Origin of the sequence: Neorhizobium fuzhouense, from assembly GCF_042611105.1 — a bacterium.
Lineage (GTDB): Bacteria > Pseudomonadota > Alphaproteobacteria > Rhizobiales > Rhizobiaceae > Neorhizobium > Neorhizobium galegae_A.
Map to the genome: position 1 here is coordinate 1 of NZ_JBHFFP010000005.1, position 18205 is coordinate 18205.

The following is an 18205-nucleotide window of genomic DNA, read 5'->3' on the forward strand; positions in this document are numbered from 1 at the left end:
ACCGACAAACTCAGGCCAAGCCTGACATCCCTCCCGGGAACTAACCCGGAAAAAATAACGCGGGGTGGAGCAGCCCGTTCGACCTAAGATCGATCCACCGGATCGATCTCTTGACGGTCTCACCTCATCAGGCTACGCCTGACTTCGCTCCCGGGCACGAACCCGGAAAAAATAACGCGGGGTGGAGCAGCCCGGTAGCTCGTCAGGCTCATAACCTGAAGGCCGCAGGTTCAAATCCTGCCCCCGCAACCAAATATCCATGCGATCCCAAAAGCCCCCTCCGTGGGGGTTTTGGCGTTGAGCCGCTCGCGAAGCCAGAAATTGCCCTTTAAGCTGTGCTGAAGCAAGGGGTTGCTAAAGAGGTCTCTCCGCTGCTGAACCGGCGGCTGAATATGGCGGGCGACTCGGAGCAAGCGGAGGGCATGCTGATCAGGTGAGGAGTGACATGGATGCGCTCCGTCTGGTTTGCCCGTTGTGCGTTGAACACGCGTTACGCACCTGCCACCAAGCACTAACGTTGCCATAAGGTGACACGTCCAAGGCGGCTGATAGGCGCGGCCTGTCGGAAAACAACAGGTGCTTTTGTTTTTTGGCGAATCGGTCTCCTATCGTGCTTCCCTTCTTTGAGCGCCTGCCTAAATCACCCCTTATCTATCGTTCCGGCTAACCGGAATGCCCCTTGGGCCGTTCGGCGGCCAGCTATTGGAATGAGATCGTGAAGACCGAGACCAGGAACGGCTCCGGCGGGCAGTCAGCTTCGCGGGGGCATGTGAAGGCTGCAGGATGGGGCAAGGGGCTTTCGATCCTGACGCGCATCACCGTCATGGCGCTTCGCCATCCCTTCCAGTCGGCGCTCGCGATCGGCGCGACCTTGATTGCCTCCGGGTTCCAGCTGATGATCCCGAAGCTTCTCGGTCGCGCCATCGATGAGGCGCAGGGCATTGGCGCCGGCGGTTCTGTCGGTACCGCGGCACAGGACGCGCTGCTGGTCACCGCACTTCTGCTTCTGGCTGCGAGCATCCTGCGCGGGCTCTTTACCATGGTGCAGAACTATTACAGCGAGGCCGTCGGCCACCATATCGGCTATGAGCTGCGGCTCGCCTGCTATGAAAAGATCCAGCGCCTCTCCTTCAGTTTTCATGACAGCGTCCATTCGGGCGATCTCATCACGATCGGCCTTCTCGATCTGGAAGGCGTGCGGATGTATTTTTCCACAGCGCTGGTGCGGATGATCTTTCTGTCAGTGCTGATCGGGCTCGGCGCTTACCTGCTCCTGTCAACGGATGTGGTGCTGGGGCTTCTGGCCCTGAGCTTCGTGCCTTTTGTCGGCTGGCGCTCTTCGGTCACGCAGCTTCGCCTGCGGGCGACCTGGCTTGATCTGCAGGAACGGCTGCAGGTGCTGACAAGGGTGATGGAGGAAAATCTCGGCGGCATTCGCGTCGTCCGGGCCTTTGCGGCACAACAGCACGAGCTGGAAAAGTTCGATGCGGCGTCCAAAAGCGCGCTGGAACTTGCCCATCAGCGGGTGGGCATTCGGGTCGCCAATACCAGTGCTATGACGCTGTCCTTCTTCGCGGCCATGGGCCTCGTGCTGTATGTCGGCGGCGGCAAGGTCATGGCGGGCGAGATCACGGTTGGCACACTCGCCTCGTTCCTCACCTTCATGACCATCCTGCAGATGCCGGTGCGTCAGCTTGGCCTGATGGTGAACGCCTTTGCCCGTGCCTCCACCTGCGGCGCCCGCCTGTTTGGCCTGCTCGATCTCGACGTTGCGGTGAAAGACGCGCCGGACGCGCGTCCCCTGCAGTTGACCGAGGGCACGTTGCGCTTTGAGAACGTGGCCTTTGCCTATCCGGCAAGTCCGGACACGCCCGCCCTCGACGGCGTGTCCTTCGAGGCAAGACGGGGCCAGACGATCGGCATTGTCGGGCCGCCGGGCAGCGGGAAGTCGACGCTTGCCCATCTGATTGCGCGTTTCTACGATGTCAGTGGCGGACGCATCACGCTCGATGGGCAGGACATTCGCTCCGTGACGCTGAAGTCGCTGCGCCGCTCCGTCGTGGTCGTGCAGCAGGACAGCTTCCTCTTCACCACCACGATCGAGAACAACATTGCCTATGGCGATCCCTGGGCGAAGGAAAACCAGATCTCGCGCGCGGCGGAAAGTGCTCAGCTGCACAATTACGTCCTTGGCCTACCCGCAAGCTATGGCACGGTCGTCGGCGAGCGGGGCGTGTCGCTATCGGGCGGCCAGCGGCAGCGGTTGTCGATTGCGCGCGCCGTCATGCTGAAACCCGCCGTCATGGTGTTTGACGATTCGACGGCGGCCATCGATGCGGCAACCGAACAGCGCATTCGTCATGCCATGCGCCGCTATGCTTCCGAGCGCGTCACGATCATCGTTGCCCATCGCCTGAGTTCCCTGATGCATGCCGATCACATCCTGTTCATGGAGGATGGCCGCATCGTCGAAGAGGGAAGCCATGAGGAGCTTCTGGCGCGGAACGGACGCTACCGCGCCTTGTATGATCTCCAGGTCCGCCCTGGCGACGATGCATTGACCGGCTGAGGCGGGAGGAGACCAACATGGCGGAAGAGCTGGAAACCGAACGGGCCGATGTGCGCGAGGATGGCCGCCGGCCGCCCCGCGCCGTGGTGGGGTCCCATCGCATCGAGGAGGAAATTTTCGGCAAGGTGTTCGACAAGAACATCGTTGCCCGCATCTGGGCCTTCGTTGCGCCTTATCGTGGCAAGGTGGCGCTCGCGGTGGTGGCGGTCCTTGTGTTTACCGCCATGCAGCTCGCCATCCCGTTGATCATCCGCTACGCGATCGACCACGGCATGCAGCCGGGTGCCGGCCGAACGGCGCTCGTCTTCGCAATTTTAGCCTTTGCCGGAGCCATCCTCATCAATTTCGCTGCGAGCTATGCGCAGGAAACGCTGGTCGGCAATGTCGCCGAAGACGTGCTCTTCGATATCCGCCGCGCCATGTTTTCCCATCTGCAATATGTCTCGCTGTCTTTCATGGACAAGACGGAAGTCGGCCGCCTGATGTCGCGCCTGCAGGGCGACGTCAATTCGATGCAGGAATTTCTGGAAACCTCCGTTCTTTCAGTCGGCGACATCACGCTCCTCATCGGCATTGTCGTCGTGATGCTTTATCTCGATTTCGGGCTCGGCCTTCTGACCCTGTCGGCGCTTCCGGTTCTGTTCATCGTGCGCATCTTCTGGCTGCCGCGGGCGCGAAAATCCTTCATGGCAGCGCATGAGACGAATTCGGTGGCAAGCGGTGCGCTGGCCGAAGCCATTCACGGCGTGCGCGCCGTGCAGGGCATGGATCGCCAGTCGGTCAACTTCAACCTGTTTGATGACAAGGCGAGTGCCAATCTCAGGACGCATCTGACGGCCGCCCGCTTTGCCCAGGTCATGGTGCCGATCGTCGATACGCTCACCGGTGTCGCCATGGCGCTCGTCATCGTGGTCGGCGGCGCACGGGTGCTGAACCAGGCGCTCGATGTCGGCGTGATGGTGGCGTTCCTCTTCTATATCCAGCGATTCTTCGATCCCATCCGGTCGCTGACACTGCAATATTCGGTCATGCAGCGTGCCATGGCATCCGGCCAGCGCCTGACCGATGTTCTCGATGTTCGCATCGACATCAAGGACAAGCCGGATGCGGTGGTGCTGCCGCCGGACATGGATGGTTCGGTGGAATTCCGGGATGTCGTCTTTGGCTATAACCCGAAACATCCGGTGCTGAAGCATGTCAGCTTCCGCGTGAACCCCGGCGAGACGGTGGCCCTGGTCGGGCCGACGGGCTCGGGCAAATCGAGCTGCATGTCGCTCATCCACCGCTTCTATGAGGTGCAGCAGGGTGCCGTGCTGGTGGGTGGCCATGATGTTCGCGACCTCACGCAGGATTCGCTCGGCCGCCAGATCGCCATGGTGCTGCAGGAGCCGTTCCTGTTTACCGGCTCGGTTCTCGACAATATCCGCTATCACAAGACCGACGCCACGCGCGAAGAGGTGATCGCCGCAGCGCAGACGGTTGGAGCCCACGAGTTCATCCTGCGTATGCCGGAAGGCTATGACAGCATTCTGGGCCAGCGCGGTGGCAACCTGTCGCTCGGCCAGCGCCAGTTGATCAGCTTTGCCCGGGCGCTGGTGGCGGATGCCAAGATCCTGGTTCTGGACGAGGCCACCGCCAATATCGACAGTTATACGGAAATGTTGATCCAGAAGGCGCTCGTCAAGCTGCTGAAAGGCCGCACGGGTCTTGTCATTGCGCACCGGCTGGCCACTATCCGGGAAGCGGACCGCATCATCGTGCTGCAGAACGGCGAACTGGTGGAAAACGGCAATCATGCCGAACTGATGCGCAACGGAAAGCTCTATTCCAGGCTCTACAATCTGAACTACGCCTCGTTCGACGATATTCCAGACACCGTCGTGGAAGAGGCGACGGATCGCGGCCAGACCTGACCGACCCGTCCGTCGGACGGAACCATCTCGCTCAGGCCCCGTTCTTCTCCCCGAAAACCAAGGAGATGATGATGGACGAGAATAGCGAAGCCAAGAAGTCGGTTGAAGGCGAAAACAAGTCGGACGGCGCCTATAGCGCAACGCTGCCGGCTGGCCCCAAGGCACGGTCGAAGGTGGAAAATCACGAGAAGACGCCGGGAACCGGTGCGCTTCCGGCGACCGACGCTCAGGATGTCGATCCGGGTTCCGAGTAAGTCCGCACAGACGCAGCCCGGTTCAGCTGCGGCGCCTTGCCCGCTTGCCGCGTGGCAGGGGAAGGGCTAACACCCCTGTGACAGGCGACACGGACCGGGCACATGAGTGGCGAAACAATCACCCTTTACGAGGCAATCGGCGGCGATCAGACGATCCGGGCGCTGGTGCGCCGGTTCTATCAGCTGATGGACGAATTGCCGGAGGCGCGCAATTGCCGCGCCATCCACCCCGCCGACCTTTCGGGCAGCGAGCACAAGCTTTACGAATATCTGACCGGGTATCTTGGCGGCCCTCCGATCTACATTGAAAAATACGGTCATCCGCGGTTGCGATCGCGGCACTTTGGCGCGGCGATCGGTGTGGCCGAACGCGACGAATGGCTTTTGTGCTTTTCGCGCGCGCTCACCGACACGGTCACCAATCCGAAATTGCGCGAGATCATCTGGCCGCCGATCGAGCGGCTTGCGCACCATATGCAAAACCGTGAGGAGCAGGCGTGATGCGCGGGCTTCAACAGTTTCGTCCGCTCATCCTGATGCTTTCAGGCTTCATGGGGGCTTGCGGCGTGGTTCTGGCCGCTGCGGCAAGCCACGGCGGCGATGCGCATCTGCTCGGATCGGCGTCTACCATGTGTCTTGCCCACGCGCCGGTTCTGCTTGGTCTTTATCTTGCAAACGGCCAGATTCGCACGGCCACGCTCTCCGGGCTGGTTCTTGCATTCGGCACGCTTCTTTTCGCCACGGATCTCGTGATGCGCCATTTCGGCCATGCCGGCCTGTTTCCCATGGCAGCGCCAGCCGGCGGCATAGGCATGATCGCCGGCTGGCTTCTCCTGGCTGCCGGCACCTTCTGGCGCACGCCGCGCGCCTGATCGTCTCCGCTCTGCAATCTGGCCTTGCGTCAGCCTCAAGTCACCGAATTTGCATAGAAATTTTTGCGTAAGGCGTGACTATGAATTCGCGTGAGTTCGAATATTCTGATGCAGTTCGGAGTCGAGGATGGGCGAGCATAAAATCCAGGTGAGGGACGCCTGGTGGATGTATCTGGTACCGCGCAGGCGGCCGTCATTTCTTGTCGGTCAACTGGTTGCGCTCGCCTGTGCGGCAGTTTCCGTCGGTCTTTGGCTGGCGCTGAACCAGATCCTTCTGGGTGCGCCCTTCATTACGTTTTTCCCGTTCATCGTGCTGGCAACCGCCTGGGGCGGGCGCGCGGGCGGCACGACATTGATGCTGTGCGGCCTCGTGTTTGCCGTCGTGATCTGGGTCTATGTTCGCCCGGTGAGCTGTGCCAGCGCCCTGTTGTCGTCCACGGTGTTCACGAGTTTCGGTGCGCTGACGGTTGCGATCATGCATGCCATGCAGAGCCTGATGACGGCACTCGAACAGGCGGAAAACGAGGCGGAGGTGCTGGCCCGCGAGATGCGCCATCGGGTCGGCAACATCATGCAGCTGGTGCAGGCAATCGCGCAGATGACGGCGCGCGCCAGCGGTGACCTTGCCGAATTCATGCCGCGCTTCGAAGGACGCCTGCGGGCACTGTCTGAAGCACATCGCTTGTCGTCCGGCCACCAGTCCATGCCGAACGACGTGGAAACGCTATTGCGCATCCTGTTGTCGGCCTATGATCAGGAGCGGTTGCGCCTGAAGGGCGGGTCGCTTGCGCTGGATGTCGAAACGTCGCCGCGTCTCGCGCTCGTCATTCATGAACTGGCGACGAACGCCGCCAAATACGGCGCGCTCTCTGTCGGCCAGGGCATCGTGCGGGTGGAGTGGGAACTGCTGCCGGACATGATCGAGATCGTCTGGCGTGAGGAGGGTGGACCTGCCGTTTCGCCCCCGACGCGCAAGGGGTTCGGTTCGCGGCTGATCACGGCAGCGCTTGCGCCGGGCGGCGGCACGGCCGAACTTCACTTTGATCCGGAGGGACTGCGCTGCGTCCTGCACCTGCCGCGTCCGGGGCACGGCAAGGTGAGGGCCTAGAGCATTTCCAGGAAAAGTGTGAAACGGTTTTCCGTCCCGAAATGCGTTAAAACAAAGCGTTGGAGTATTTCGTTGTTTCCATGAAACACTGAAATACTCGTCAGCGGATCTCGATGCCGGCGATCAGGCGGTCGATATAGCTGTTGAAGATCGCCACCATGTCGATCTCGCCCGGGGTGCGCAGCCACAACATCTGCAGCCCGTCCATCATGGAAATCAGTTCTGCCGCCAGCTGGTCCGGCCGCACATCAGAACGGATCTCCCCCTTCGCAATGCCTTCGGAAAAGCATTGGGCCGCCATCCGGGAAACCGCGCGGGCGCGCTCGGCAAACCAGGTCGCGGCAGGGTGATCGCGTGTGAGGCTTTCGGCGTTCAGAATGGCGAAGGTGCGCACCACGCCGGCCGACTTCGTATTGGCCTTCACCACATCCACCAGCCCCTGCAGCAGGGCACGCCAGGACGGGTTGGAAGGGCCGATAACCTTGCCGCTTTCCGCGTCGCGCCGCGCTAGGATGGCCAGGAGCAGATCGACCTTGGACGGGAAGTAGTGAATAAGCCCCGGCAGGGACAGCCCGACCTCCTGCGCGATCGCGGCAAACGAGGCGCTCTGGTAGCCGTCATCGGCAAAGTGTTTCATGGCGGCAAGCAGAATTTGCTCGCGCCGCTCGTCCCCCTTGGGCGAGCGGCGGCGTCTTAACGCAGACGCTTCGGCCGGATCTTCGTTGCGCGAATTGCTGCGGCCCTTCATCTGGTTCTCCTTCTCCATAGCCTGCTCTTTTATTCCGAATTGCGGCCACGGCAACCGTAACCGGCCATGGTCCGCGAAAGTTCAAGCCGGCCTTGCGAACCATTGCTTCCGGGAAGCTTTTTCATTACCGATTGAACGGTAGGTTTAATGTCGGGAGGGCGGACCATGACGAGGAGCCGGCAGCAGGTTTCGCCGTTCTCGGCAGGCGCCAAATCCGCCGTCACCTGCACGCAAGCCTGCGTCGATCGGGCGTCACACCAAGTGGCCGCCGCGCCTGAACACGATCACATCATTCCCAGACCCCGGAGGACACCATGATTGATGACATCCTGAACGCCATGACGCTGGAGGAACAGGTTTCGCTTCTATCCGGTGCCGATTTCTGGACGACGGTGCCGGTAGAGCGTCTGGGCGTGCCGAAGATCAAGGTGACGGACGGCCCGAATGGCGCCCGCGGTGCGGGCTCCCTGGTCGGCGGCGTCAAGGCTGCCTGCTTTCCCGTCGCCATCGCCCTTGGCGCAAGCTGGAACCCCGAGCTGGTTGAACGCATGGGGGTCGCGCTTGCCGGCCAGGCCAAAAGCAAGGGGGCATCGGTCCTTCTGGCGCCGACCGTCAATATTCATCGCTCCGGTCTCAACGGACGAAATTTTGAGTGCTATTCGGAGGATCCTCTGCTGACGGCCGAATTGGCGGTCGCCTATATCCAGGGTGTGCAGAGCCAGGGCATTGCCGCAACCATCAAGCACTTTGTCGGCAACGAATCGGAAATCGAACGCCAGACCATGTCCTCGGATATCAACGAGCGGTCGCTGCGCGAGATCTACCTTCTGCCGTTCGAAAAGGCGGTGAAGCGGGCCGGCGTCATGGCGGTGATGTCCTCCTACAACCGGCTGAACGGCACCTATACCAGCGAGCATGGCTGGCTGCTCACCGAGGTTCTGCGCCGGGAATGGGGATTTGACGGCATCGTCATGTCCGACTGGTTCGGCTCGCATTCGACGGCGGAGACCGTCAATGCCGGGCTGGACCTCGAAATGCCCGGCCCAAGCCGGGATCGCGGCGAAAAACTGGTTCAGGCAGTCAACGACGGGGCGGTTTCGGCAGAAACCGTGCGTCAGGCGGCCCGCCGCATTCTTCAACTGCTGCAGCGCGTCGGCGCATTCGAGACGGCGCCCGATCTGTCCGAGCAGGCGCTCGATCTGCCACAAGACCGCGCGCTGATCCGTCGCCTTGGCGCGGAGGGCGCGGTTCTTCTGAAAAATGACGGCATCCTGCCGCTGCAGAAGGCCTCGCTGCAGCACATTGCCGTCATCGGCCCCAATGCAGCGGCGGCGCGCGTGATGGGCGGCGGCAGCGCGCAGATCAATGCGCATTACATCGTGACCCCGCTTGAGGGCATTCGCAACGCTCTGTCCAACGCCAACAGCATCCGCCACGCGGTGGGCTGCCGCAACAATCGGCTGACCAGCGTCATGACGGGCGAACTCACGGTGGACTATTTTGCCGGCAAGGGCTGCAAGGGTTCGCCGGTGGTGACGGAAACCGCGCAGAAGGGGGAATTCTTCTGGTTCGATCTGCCGGATCCGACGCTGTCGCTCAGGGATTTTTCGGTGCGCATCACAGGCGATTTCAGCGTCGGGGAAAGCGGCGAGCATGTGTTCGGCATGACCAATGCGGGCCTGGCCAAGCTTTACGTCGATGGCGAACTGGTGGTGAACGGCTATGACGGCTGGAAACGCGGCGAGAACTATTTTGGCACCGCCAACAGTGAGCTGCGCAAGACCTTCGCGCTCGACGCCGGCAAGACCTATCGCCTGACCGTTGAATACCTCTCGCCGCCGCCGGCGGAAGAAGGCATCAACATCACCGCTATCCGCTTTGGCCTCGAAAAGCCACTGGGCGACGCCGCGCTGGAGGAGGCGGTACAACAGGCTCGGGCCTGCGATGTCGCCGTGCTGTTTGTCGGGCGTGACGGGGAATGGGATACCGAGGGCCTCGACCTGCCGGACATGCGTCTTCCGGGACGGCAGGATGAACTGATCGAGCGCGTCTCTGCCGCAAACCCCAACACGATCGTGGTGCTGCAGACCGGCGGGCCGGTGGAAATGCCGTGGCTCTCGCAGGTGCGCGGCGTGCTGCAGGTCTGGTATCCGGGGCAGGAACTGGGCAATGCGGTGGCCGATATGCTGTTCGGCAAGGTCGAGCCGGGTGGGCGGCTGCCGCAGACATTTCCGAGGAGCCTTGGAGACAATTGCGCCATGACTGGTGACAGTGCCATCTATCCCGGCAGGGATGGCCATGTGCGCTATGCGGAAGGCGTGTTCGTCGGTTACCGCCATCACGACACGCACGATATCGCGCCGCTTTTCCCATTCGGCTTTGGCCTTGGCTACACCCGCTTTGCCTGGGCAGATGCTGTGGCTTCAGCGCAGGAGATCGGGAGCGACGGCGTCACCGTGACGGTGGAGCTCAGGAATATCGGTTCGACCCGGGGGTCGGACGTGGTGCAGCTTTACGTGTCTCCCACGGAGCCCACCCTTCCAAGACCGCACAAGGAATTGCGCGCCTTTGCCAAGCTGACGCTGGATACCGGAGAGACCGGAACCGCGCGGCTCACCATTTTTCCGCGTGACCTCAGCTATTTCGATGTGGAGCGGAAAGCCTTTTACGCAGAACCCGGGCGCTATGATCTTCTTATCGCGGCCCATGCCGGCGATATCCGTTCCCGGATCACGATTGATCTGCCGCAGTCCTGGACCGGGGCTGTCGACGATCGGTCGATTTAGACATCCTCATCACGGGAAGGGCCGCCGGTGTTGCGGGCGGCCCTTCCGCATTCTTGATCAGACCCCGGCGATGGAAAAGTAGATCGGCAGGCCGATGATCAGGTTGAATGGAAAGGTGATGCCGAGCGAGAGGCCGAGATAGATTGCCGGGCGTGCCTCCGGCGCTGCAATGCGCATGGCGGCAGGGGCGGCGATATAGGAAGAGCTGGCTGCAAGGGTGATCAGCAGCGCCGTGTTGCCGGGGGAAGCGCCCCCAATCCAGGCAATGGCTGCTGCAAGCAAGGCGCCTGCAAGCGGCATGGCAAGGGCAAAGAGCAGCAGCGGCGGCTTCATGTCATGCCAGCTCTTGCGCAGGCCGGCGGCGGCCTTGGTGCCGAGATCGAGCAGGAACAGGCAGAGCGCCCCCCGATAGGGATCGACGATGAAGCCGGACATTTCCGTCATGCCCCGCTTGCCGGTCAGAAAGCCGATCAGGAAGGAGCCGAGGAGGATGACGATGGTGACATTGAGAAACACTTCGACGAGCGCCGATTTCCGATGGGTGACCTCCCCTGCATCCGTCGGGCTGCGCCGGAAGATCAGCAGCAGGGCGCAGAAGATCGCCGGCGTTTCCATGGCAGCGGCAACGGCGACCATGAAACCATCAGAGGTGATGCCAAGCCGTGTCAGCGCGTCAGTGGCGGCTGCAAAGGTGACGACGGAAATCGAACCGTAATGGGCCGCCACGGCTGCCCGTTCTATCGGCGGCAAAGCGCTGATGCGGCCAAGCAGGCCATAGCCGAGAAGCGGCGTCAGTGCCGAAAGCGCAATGCCGGCGACAAGAAGCACGGCAAACTCCCCATGCGCGGTCGTTTCGGTCAGCGCAGCACCGCCCTTGAAGCCGATGGCCAGCATCAGATAGAGCGCCAGCATGCGCGACACCGCATCCGGCAGGCTCAGATGACCGCCGGCAAGGGTCGCGGCAAAACCCAGCACGAAGAAGAGGATCGGGGCAGACAGAATGTTCTGCTGCGCAATGGAAAAAAACACATCCATGAAAGTGATTCCTGAGTTGAGGCGTCAAAAAAGGCGAGACGATGGGATCGTCTCGCCCTTCAAGGACGGGGGAGCGTTACGGCGCTCGCACCGTCACAATTTTCAAAAAGATGTTCGCAAATCGCAGCGGCCTTAGAGGAAAGAGGGGCCCGGACGTCGTGCAGGCGTCATCGTCTTTCCATTGCTGCCGGTGCGCTGCAGGAATTCGATCTGCTCGCGCATGCGCAGCTTGATCTTCTTCAGCGCCATGATGCGCAGGCTGTCCGGTGCCGGCGATTTCTGCTCCGACTGGATGCGGTCTTCGAGGATCCGGTGGCGCGAATGCAGCGCCTTCAACAAGGGGTTCATGAGGTCGTCTCCTTTCTGAAGACGACTATGAGGAAGAATGGTCGATAGATCCAATTCATTGACAATATGAAAGCGATAGAGCATCTCTATCGTCATGGCTTTCCGACCCACCCATCGCCAGCTCGAATATCTGGTCGCCCTCGATACCTGCCGCCACTTCGGCCGAGCAGCCGAGCTTTGCCATGTCACCCAGCCGACGCTGTCGGTGCAGATCGCGCTTCTCGAAAAGCAGTTGGGTGTCAGCCTGGTTGAACGCACACCCGGCGCCATCGTGCTCTCTGCCATCGGGCTGGAGGTGGCGGCTGCGGCCAAATCGGTGCTGGCGACGCTGGATGACATCGTCACACTTGCCTCGGCCGGGCGTGACAATCTGGGCTCCCTCATCCGGCTTGGCGTGGTGCCGACCTTCGGGCCTTATTTCCTGCCGTCCTTTCTGCCGAGCCTGCACGGGCGCTATCCAGCACTTCGCCTGCATGTGCGCGAAGACCGGCCGGCTCTTCTGGAGGAGCAGGTGCGCAGCGGTGCCATCGATTGCGCCCTTGGCCAGCGGCCGCAGGACGAGGCAGCATTTGCCTTCGAGGGGATCTGTGTCGAACAGATCTTTCTCGGTGTGGCGCGCAATCATCGCCTGGCGGATCGCACTTCGGTGAGACTGAAGGATCTGAAGGGAGAACAATTGCTGACGCTTGGCCGCGGTCACCGGCTTCTGGAGAATGTGCGGGAACTGGCGGCTCTTTCGGGCGCGATCATGCTTGAAGATTACGAAGGCACCAGTCTGGATGCACTGCGCCAGATGGTGTCGATCGAGATGGGGCTGTCGCTGTTTCCCGAGTTGTATGTGCGCTCGGAATTTGCACGGGGCGCCAATATCGCGCTGCTTTCGATCGAAGATTGGCCGGCCCGGCGTGAGATCGGCTTCTTCTGGCGCCGCACCAGCGCGCGCGCTGCGCATTTTCGCCAGCTGACGGCGCTTGCATCCGCAGTTGTGGGCGCGCATCTGCCGGTTGGCGTAGAAGCGACCAGAAAGCCTGTATGAAAAGAGCCGGATTGCTGGGACAAACCGGCTCCTTCCGTTGATCCCGACCCTTCTGCCCAGCCCACCCTTGCGTGGTGGGGATCGCGCAAGGGTGAAGGTCAAAGGCTGATCAGATCGGGTAGTGCAGGTGGCCGTCCTGGATCGTCAGCCAGCGGAGTTCCGTGAACTCGTTGATGCCGGCCTTGCCACCGAAACGGCCATAACCGGAGGCTTTGGTGCCGCCGAACGGCATCTGTGCCTCATCGTGAACGGTCGGGCCATTGATGTGGCAAATGCCCGATTCGATCCGGCGGGCAACCGCCATGGCGCGGTTGACATCCTTGCCGAAGACGGCGGCCGAGAGGCCGTATTCGGTGTCGTTTGCCACGCGTATGGCCTCATCCACCGAGCCGACGCGCACGATGCTGGCGACCGGCCCAAAGCTTTCCTCGCCATAGATGCGCATGGCAGGGGTCACGCGGTCGAGCAGGATGGCATCGACGATGGTGCCGTTGAACGTGCCGCCGGCGGCAAGCACGGCACCCTTCGACACGGCATCGCGCACCAGCATGTCGAGGCGCTGGGCGGCATGGGCATCGACCACGGAGCCGAGCGGGGTTTCGCCCTTGCCCGGATCGCCGGCTTTCAGGGTTGCGACCTTGGCGGAAAGCGCGGCGACGAACTGGTCGGCGATCTTGTCGTCGACGATGACGCGTTCGGTGGACATGCAGATCTGGCCCTGGTTCATGTAGGCGCCGAAGGCCGCGGCAGCGACGGCCTCCTCCAGATCGGCATCGTCGAGCACGACGAAAGGCGCCTTGCCACCGAGTTCGAGGAGTGCCGGCTTCAGGTGGCGTCCGGCCACTTCGGCAATGATGCGGCCGACGCGGGTGGAGCCGGTGAAGTTGACACGGCGCACGGCCGGATGCGCAATCAGCGCTTCGACGATCTCGCCGGCATCTTCGGGCGCGTTCGAAATGGCGTTCAACACGCCCTCCGGCAGGCCGGCCTCATGCAGGGCATCGACGATCAGGCGATGGGTGCGCGGGCAGATTTCAGAAGTCTTCAGCACGACCGTATTGCCGCAGGCAAGCGGCAGCGCGAGCGAGCGGACGCCGAGAATGACCGGCGCATTCCACGGCGCCATCGACAGGATGACGCCCGCCGGCTGGCGCACGGCCATGGCAAGCGTGCCCGGACGGTTGGACGGAATGACTTCGCCGCCGATCTGCGTGGTCATGGAAGCGGCTTCGCGCAGCATGTCGGCGGCTAGCATCACGTTGAACATCGACCAGCCGGCCGTTGCGCCGGTTTCGGCCGCCATGGCCTCCACGAACTGCGGCGCCTTTTCCTGCAGCCGGTCGGCCGCGGCCATCAGCACCTTGCGGCGGGTGGCCGGGTTGGTGGCAGACCAGGCGGGAAAGGCCTTCGCCGCCGCATTGGCGGCTGCGCGCGCATCTTCCACGGAGGCTGCCGAAACTTCGGTCGCCACATCGCCGGAAATCGGGTTCAGGCGCTTGAAGCTGCGCCCGTCAATGGCCTCGACTTCGGCATTGTTGATCTTGAAACCCAGAATGGTCATGGTGTTCTTCCCTTTCTCTTCCCAAAATTGTTTCGCGTTCTCGCCGCCATCACCGCCATCGGACGATTCTGCCGGACCCCGTCGCCAGGGGCACAATCACCAGACGCAAGGCGCCGGCGATGCATTCGCCCGGCTGTCCTGCCATCAGGCATTTTGCCCTCTTTGGTATGGTAGCGGTGCTGACGAACCTCCCTTGCCAACCCTTGATCGGTTACCTCTCAAAAGGCGCGGCCTCACATCTCCTCCTGTGCGTCCGCTTGTTGGCAGGCTGACAGTAGCGCGAGGCGATCCGACACCAAATAGACAATTAGAGGAGAAACTTGTACTTTTCACGCGGGAGGTCATCTATTCATGCCGGAGACGATCAAGAATTCGGGAGGGGGTGCCATTTTGCACCCACAGCCACCCTCCGCCACCGATGCGCAACTGTTCGGCGGCTCGCTGTCACGTAACGAATGGACCTTGCGGGGGACCCGCAGCCGTCTGTTCGTGCTGTCATCCGGGACGGGGGATCTTGTGACCGCGCGCCGACGCCAGCCGCTGGCGGCACCGCTCATCATCTGGCTTCCGGCGGGCGAAAGTGCCACGCTTGCGCTGGAGGCCGGGGCCGATGGCGGAATGCTGGCCATACCCGACCAGATCCTGGGTGCCGCCATGCCGGCCGGTGCCGTGTTTGCGCAGGTGCGCGATACCATTTCCCGGCCGATCCTCGGCCAGCGTCTGAGCCTTGCCGCTTCGCGCCAGATCCTCGCCACGGTGCGGCTCATTGCGGAGGAAATTTCAGGCGTCCTGCCGGGTGGTGAAGAGGTCATTCGTCATCACCTGTCATTGCTACTGATTGCCCTCTGGCGCCTGGCGGCCCCCGTTGGTGACGCGCCCAAGCCCTCGCCGCGCGTCATCGTCCGGAGCTTTGTCCAGCTTGTCGATCTGCATGTGCGCGATCACTGGACGGTGCCGGATTATGCCGTAGCGCTCGGGGTGACGCCCGACAGGCTGAATACGGCCATCAAACGTGCCACGGGCCGGACGCCGCTGGATTTCATCCACGGACGCCTCGTCGCGGAGGCGGTCATCCTGCTCGAGGGGTCTTCTCTCCAGATCGCAGAAATCGCCGATGCGCTGGGCTTTACGGATGCCGCCTATTTCAGCCGCTTCTTCAAGCGTGTCGCAGGCGTTTCGCCGCGCACTCATCGCGCCGGGCCAAGGCAGAAGCGGCTGGCGACCGATACAAGCTATGCCGCCTGGCCCTGAGGAGAACCCTCTTAGACTTTTGCTCAACTTGGCCTTGCATCTGCGCTTCTCTACCCTGATACCTAAGAGGTGACATAATGACATCTTCGGCGGGTGGGATTTGCAGACGATCGAAGCGAAGGGCGGTGCCGGGGTAGAGGCTGTTGGTGTGCAGGCAGGCATTCCGGTTCGCTTTGAAGCTGCCGATGGCTACTGCCTGGCCGGCTTTCTCTGGCAGACTGGCGAGACGCGGCCGGACCGGTCCGTCGTCCTCATCGCCTGCGCCACCTCCGTGCGCTGCCGCTATTATTCGCGCTTTGCCAGCTATCTCTTCGACCATGGCTTCGACGTTCTGACGTTCGATTATCGCGGGATCGACCAGTCTCGGCCGCAGCGGATGCGGTGCCTTGACGCGGACTGGGTGGACTGGGGCGAAAAGGACGTGGAGGCGGCGCTTGCCTTTCTGGCCCTGCGATTCCCGGGCCGTCCGGTCGATGTCGTTGCCCATTCCATCGGCGGCCTTGCCATCGGTCTTGCGCCCTCAAGCCACCGTCTGCGCCGCATCGTCACCGTCGGCGCCCAATATGCCTACTGGCGCGATTATGCACCGGCAAAGAGGCGCCGCATGCTGTGGAAATGGCACGTGGTCATGCCGCTTCTCACCGCCTTGTTCGGTTATTTTCCGGCCAAGAGGCTGGGGTGGATGGAGGACACGCCGAAAGGCGTCGTGCGCAACTGGAGCCGCATGGGGGCTCGCTTCGAAGACACCGTCTGCCGCTTCGGCAAAGGCGGCACGGGGCGCAATCCGCAGGTGCTGCGCCAGAGATTGCGGCAGGTGACCGCATCGATCCTTGCGATCAGCCTGACGGACGATCCCCATGGCACCGTTCCGGCGGTGCGCCGGCTGCTTGCCTATTTTGCGGCCGCCAAGCGCCGGCACCTGCATCTTGCGCCGAGCGATATTGGTCATGCGGAGATCGGTCATTTCGCCTTCTTCCATGACCGCTTTCGGGCCACGCTCTGGCCGCTGGCGCTCTCCTTTCTGCGCGATGGCGCTGTGCCCGATGCCTTTCATCACGCCGTGATCGACCACGACTCCCTCTGACCTGCTTCTCCTGATCGAGCTGCGGCATCGCTTGTGCTTGTTCGTATGCTATTGTATGGAAGTGGATGCAATACTGGTTCGGGTTCAGTCATGACGGTCAAATCGGCTTCGGAAAGCATGGCGCACAAGGTGGAGCGACAATTGCGCGGCGATATTCTCACGCTCGTGCTGCAGCCCGGCGCGCGGATTTCCGAGCAGGAAATCGGCGAACGCTATGGTTCCTCCCGTCAGCCGGGCCGCGAGGCGTTGATTGCATTGGCCAAAAGCCGGCTTGTCGAAATCCTGCCGCAGCGCGGCGCCGTGGTCGCCAGGATTTCTGTAGCCAAGCTGATGCAGGCGGCGTTCCTGCGGGAAACCATCGAGACCGCGATCGTCAAGGCGGCCTGCAATGCCTTCCATTTTCACGCCCGCCAGCGGCTGGACGATTGCCTGAAGGAGCAGGCGCGCGCCGCAGAGCGTGGCAACCGCACCGAATTTCGCCGCTATGACGACCTCTTCCACAAGACGCTCGCAGAGGGCGCCGGGCTGCCCATGGCCTGGGCGGTGGTGGAAGACCTGAAGGCCCATATCGACCGCGCCTGTTGCCTGTCGCTGCATGCGCCCGACACGCTTTCCAAGCTCATCGACGAGCACCGCGCCATTGTTGCGGCCATCGATCAGCGCGATGAGGCCGCGGCCCGTGCCGCCATGACCACCCACCTGTCCGAACTGCTGCACGACCTGCCACGGCTTGAGGCGGAGCATCCGGACCTTTTCGAATAAGCAATACCAGGGAGTAGGAGACACAGATGACCACGACGATAGAAACCCGCCATGCGGTGCATTACACCCAGTCCGAAGCCATGACGGGTGCGCAGCTGCGCGACAATTTCATGATCGAGACCCTGTTCGCCGCAGGCGCGGTCAATGCTGCCTATACCCATTATGACCGTATGCTGATTGCCGGCGTCATGCCGACGGCAGCACCCCTCTCCTTCGGTGCCGAGATCGCCAAGACCGTGGGAACGGATTACCTTCTGGAGCGTCGAGAACTCGGCCTCATCAATATCGGGGCCAAGGGTCGGGTAATTGCCGACGGCACGGTCTATGAGCTGGATTTCCAGGACGGCCTCTATCTCGGCATGGGCGTGCGCGAGATCTCCTTCGAAAGCGCCGATGCCGCAGCGCCGGCCAAATTCTACGTCAACAGCGTGCCGGCCCATGCGGCCTTTCCCTCGCGCGTCATCGCAAAGACCGATGCGATCGAGAACAATCTCGGCGACCAGGCCACCTGCAACAAGCGCAAGCTCTACCAGTATATCCACCCCAAGGTCCTGCCCACCTGCCAGCTGCTGATGGGCCTCACGCGCCTGGAGCCCGGCAGCGTGTGGAACACCATGCCGGCCCACCTGCATGACCGGCGCATGGAAGCCTATGTCTATTTCGAAATTCCGGAAGAGGCATTCGTCGTGCACCTGATGGGCCGCCCCCAGGCCACCGGCCATCTGATCATCCGTAACGAGCAGGCGGTTCTGTCGCCGCCATGGTCGATCCATTGCGGGTCCGGCACGGCATCTTACGCCTTCATCTGGAGCATGGCGGGTGACAACCAGTCCTTCACCGACATGGATTTCGTGCCGATGAAGGACCTGAAGTGAGGG

16 protein-coding genes and 1 tRNA gene are annotated in these 18205 nt (G+C 62.2%); 13 read left to right on the forward strand and 4 right to left on the reverse strand.

Features of this window, described 5'->3' with window-relative positions:
- The first annotated feature begins 175 nt into the window (after positions 1–175).
- From ACEXP3_RS10400 to ACEXP3_RS10430, 7 genes are all read left to right on the forward strand, one after another.
- Positions 176–252, forward strand: a tRNA-Met gene (locus ACEXP3_RS10400).
- Between the two features lie 463 nt (positions 253–715).
- Positions 716–2569, forward strand: coding sequence for an ABC transporter ATP-binding protein (locus ACEXP3_RS10405; protein WP_377297209.1), 1854 nt, complete (start codon positions 716–718; stop codon positions 2567–2569).
- Between the two features lie 17 nt (positions 2570–2586).
- Positions 2587–4482 (forward strand): ABC transporter ATP-binding protein, encoded by a 1896-nt coding sequence (locus ACEXP3_RS10410; RefSeq protein ID WP_377297210.1) that lies wholly within the window; start codon positions 2587–2589, stop codon positions 4480–4482.
- Between the two features lie 71 nt (positions 4483–4553).
- Complete coding sequence (locus ACEXP3_RS10415; protein ID WP_377297211.1) at positions 4554–4736, forward strand: hypothetical protein; 183 nt, start codon at positions 4554–4556, stop codon at positions 4734–4736.
- Positions 4737–4838: 102 nt separating this feature from the next.
- Positions 4839–5237: a group II truncated hemoglobin gene (locus tag ACEXP3_RS10420; protein WP_377297212.1), complete on the forward strand. Its 399-nt coding sequence runs from the start codon at positions 4839–4841 to the stop codon at positions 5235–5237.
- The gene (locus tag ACEXP3_RS10425; RefSeq protein WP_377297213.1) at positions 5237–5608 is read left to right on the forward strand and encodes a DUF423 domain-containing protein; all 372 of its coding nucleotides are present in this window, start codon (positions 5237–5239) and stop codon (positions 5606–5608) included. The genes ACEXP3_RS10420 and ACEXP3_RS10425 overlap by 1 nt, the downstream gene beginning before the upstream one ends.
- A gap of 127 nt (positions 5609–5735) precedes the next feature.
- Positions 5736–6716, forward strand: a complete 981-nt coding sequence (locus ACEXP3_RS10430) for a sensor histidine kinase (RefSeq protein ID WP_377297214.1) — start codon at positions 5736–5738, stop codon at positions 6714–6716.
- 100 nt (positions 6717–6816) lie between these two features.
- On the opposite strand, the gene ACEXP3_RS10435 is transcribed toward ACEXP3_RS10430, so the two are convergent.
- Entirely contained in the window at positions 6817–7482 is a 666-nt protein-coding gene (locus ACEXP3_RS10435) for a TetR/AcrR family transcriptional regulator (RefSeq protein ID WP_377297215.1), read from the reverse strand.
- 296 nt (positions 7483–7778) lie between these two features.
- Between ACEXP3_RS10435 and ACEXP3_RS10440 the strand changes: the two genes are divergently transcribed.
- Entirely contained in the window at positions 7779–10250 is a 2472-nt protein-coding gene (locus tag ACEXP3_RS10440; RefSeq protein ID WP_377297216.1) for a glycoside hydrolase family 3 C-terminal domain-containing protein, read from the forward strand.
- A 57-nt stretch (positions 10251–10307) separates the two neighbouring features.
- Here ACEXP3_RS10440 and ACEXP3_RS10445 read toward each other — a convergent pair whose 3' ends face one another.
- Both ACEXP3_RS10445 and ACEXP3_RS10450 read right to left on the reverse strand, forming a co-directional pair.
- Positions 10308–11285, reverse strand: a complete 978-nt coding sequence (locus ACEXP3_RS10445; RefSeq protein WP_377297217.1) for a sodium-dependent bicarbonate transport family permease — start codon at positions 11283–11285, stop codon at positions 10308–10310.
- Positions 11286–11417: 132 nt separating this feature from the next.
- On the reverse strand, positions 11418–11633 hold the full coding sequence (locus ACEXP3_RS10450) for a YdcH family protein (protein WP_377297218.1): 216 nt from the start codon (positions 11631–11633) through the stop codon (positions 11418–11420).
- A 94-nt stretch (positions 11634–11727) separates the two neighbouring features.
- On the opposite strand from ACEXP3_RS10450, the gene ACEXP3_RS10455 reads away from it, so the two are divergent.
- The gene (locus ACEXP3_RS10455; RefSeq protein ID WP_377297219.1) at positions 11728–12669 is read left to right on the forward strand and encodes a hydrogen peroxide-inducible genes activator; all 942 of its coding nucleotides are present in this window, start codon (positions 11728–11730) and stop codon (positions 12667–12669) included.
- Between the two features lie 109 nt (positions 12670–12778).
- Here the strand turns inward: ACEXP3_RS10455 and ACEXP3_RS10460 are convergent, their stop codons facing one another.
- Entirely contained in the window at positions 12779–14230 is a 1452-nt protein-coding gene (locus ACEXP3_RS10460) for an aldehyde dehydrogenase (RefSeq protein ID WP_377297220.1), read from the reverse strand.
- A 351-nt stretch (positions 14231–14581) separates the two neighbouring features.
- Between ACEXP3_RS10460 and ACEXP3_RS10465 the strand changes: the two genes are divergently transcribed.
- The 4 genes from ACEXP3_RS10465 to kduI all read left to right on the forward strand — a co-directional run bounded on the left by ACEXP3_RS10465 (position 14582) and on the right by kduI (position 18202).
- Positions 14582–15481, forward strand: coding sequence for a helix-turn-helix domain-containing protein (locus tag ACEXP3_RS10465; RefSeq protein WP_377297221.1), 900 nt, complete (start codon positions 14582–14584; stop codon positions 15479–15481).
- A 100-nt stretch (positions 15482–15581) separates the two neighbouring features.
- Entirely contained in the window at positions 15582–16565 is a 984-nt protein-coding gene (locus tag ACEXP3_RS10470) for an alpha/beta hydrolase family protein (RefSeq protein ID WP_377297222.1), read from the forward strand.
- A gap of 90 nt (positions 16566–16655) precedes the next feature.
- Positions 16656–17327: a GntR family transcriptional regulator gene (locus tag ACEXP3_RS10475; RefSeq protein WP_377297223.1), complete on the forward strand. Its 672-nt coding sequence runs from the start codon at positions 16656–16658 to the stop codon at positions 17325–17327.
- Positions 17328–17353: 26 nt separating this feature from the next.
- Positions 17354–18202: a 5-dehydro-4-deoxy-D-glucuronate isomerase gene (gene kduI, locus ACEXP3_RS10480; protein ID WP_377297224.1), complete on the forward strand. Its 849-nt coding sequence runs from the start codon at positions 17354–17356 to the stop codon at positions 18200–18202.
- Positions 18203–18205: the final 3 nt, after the last annotated feature.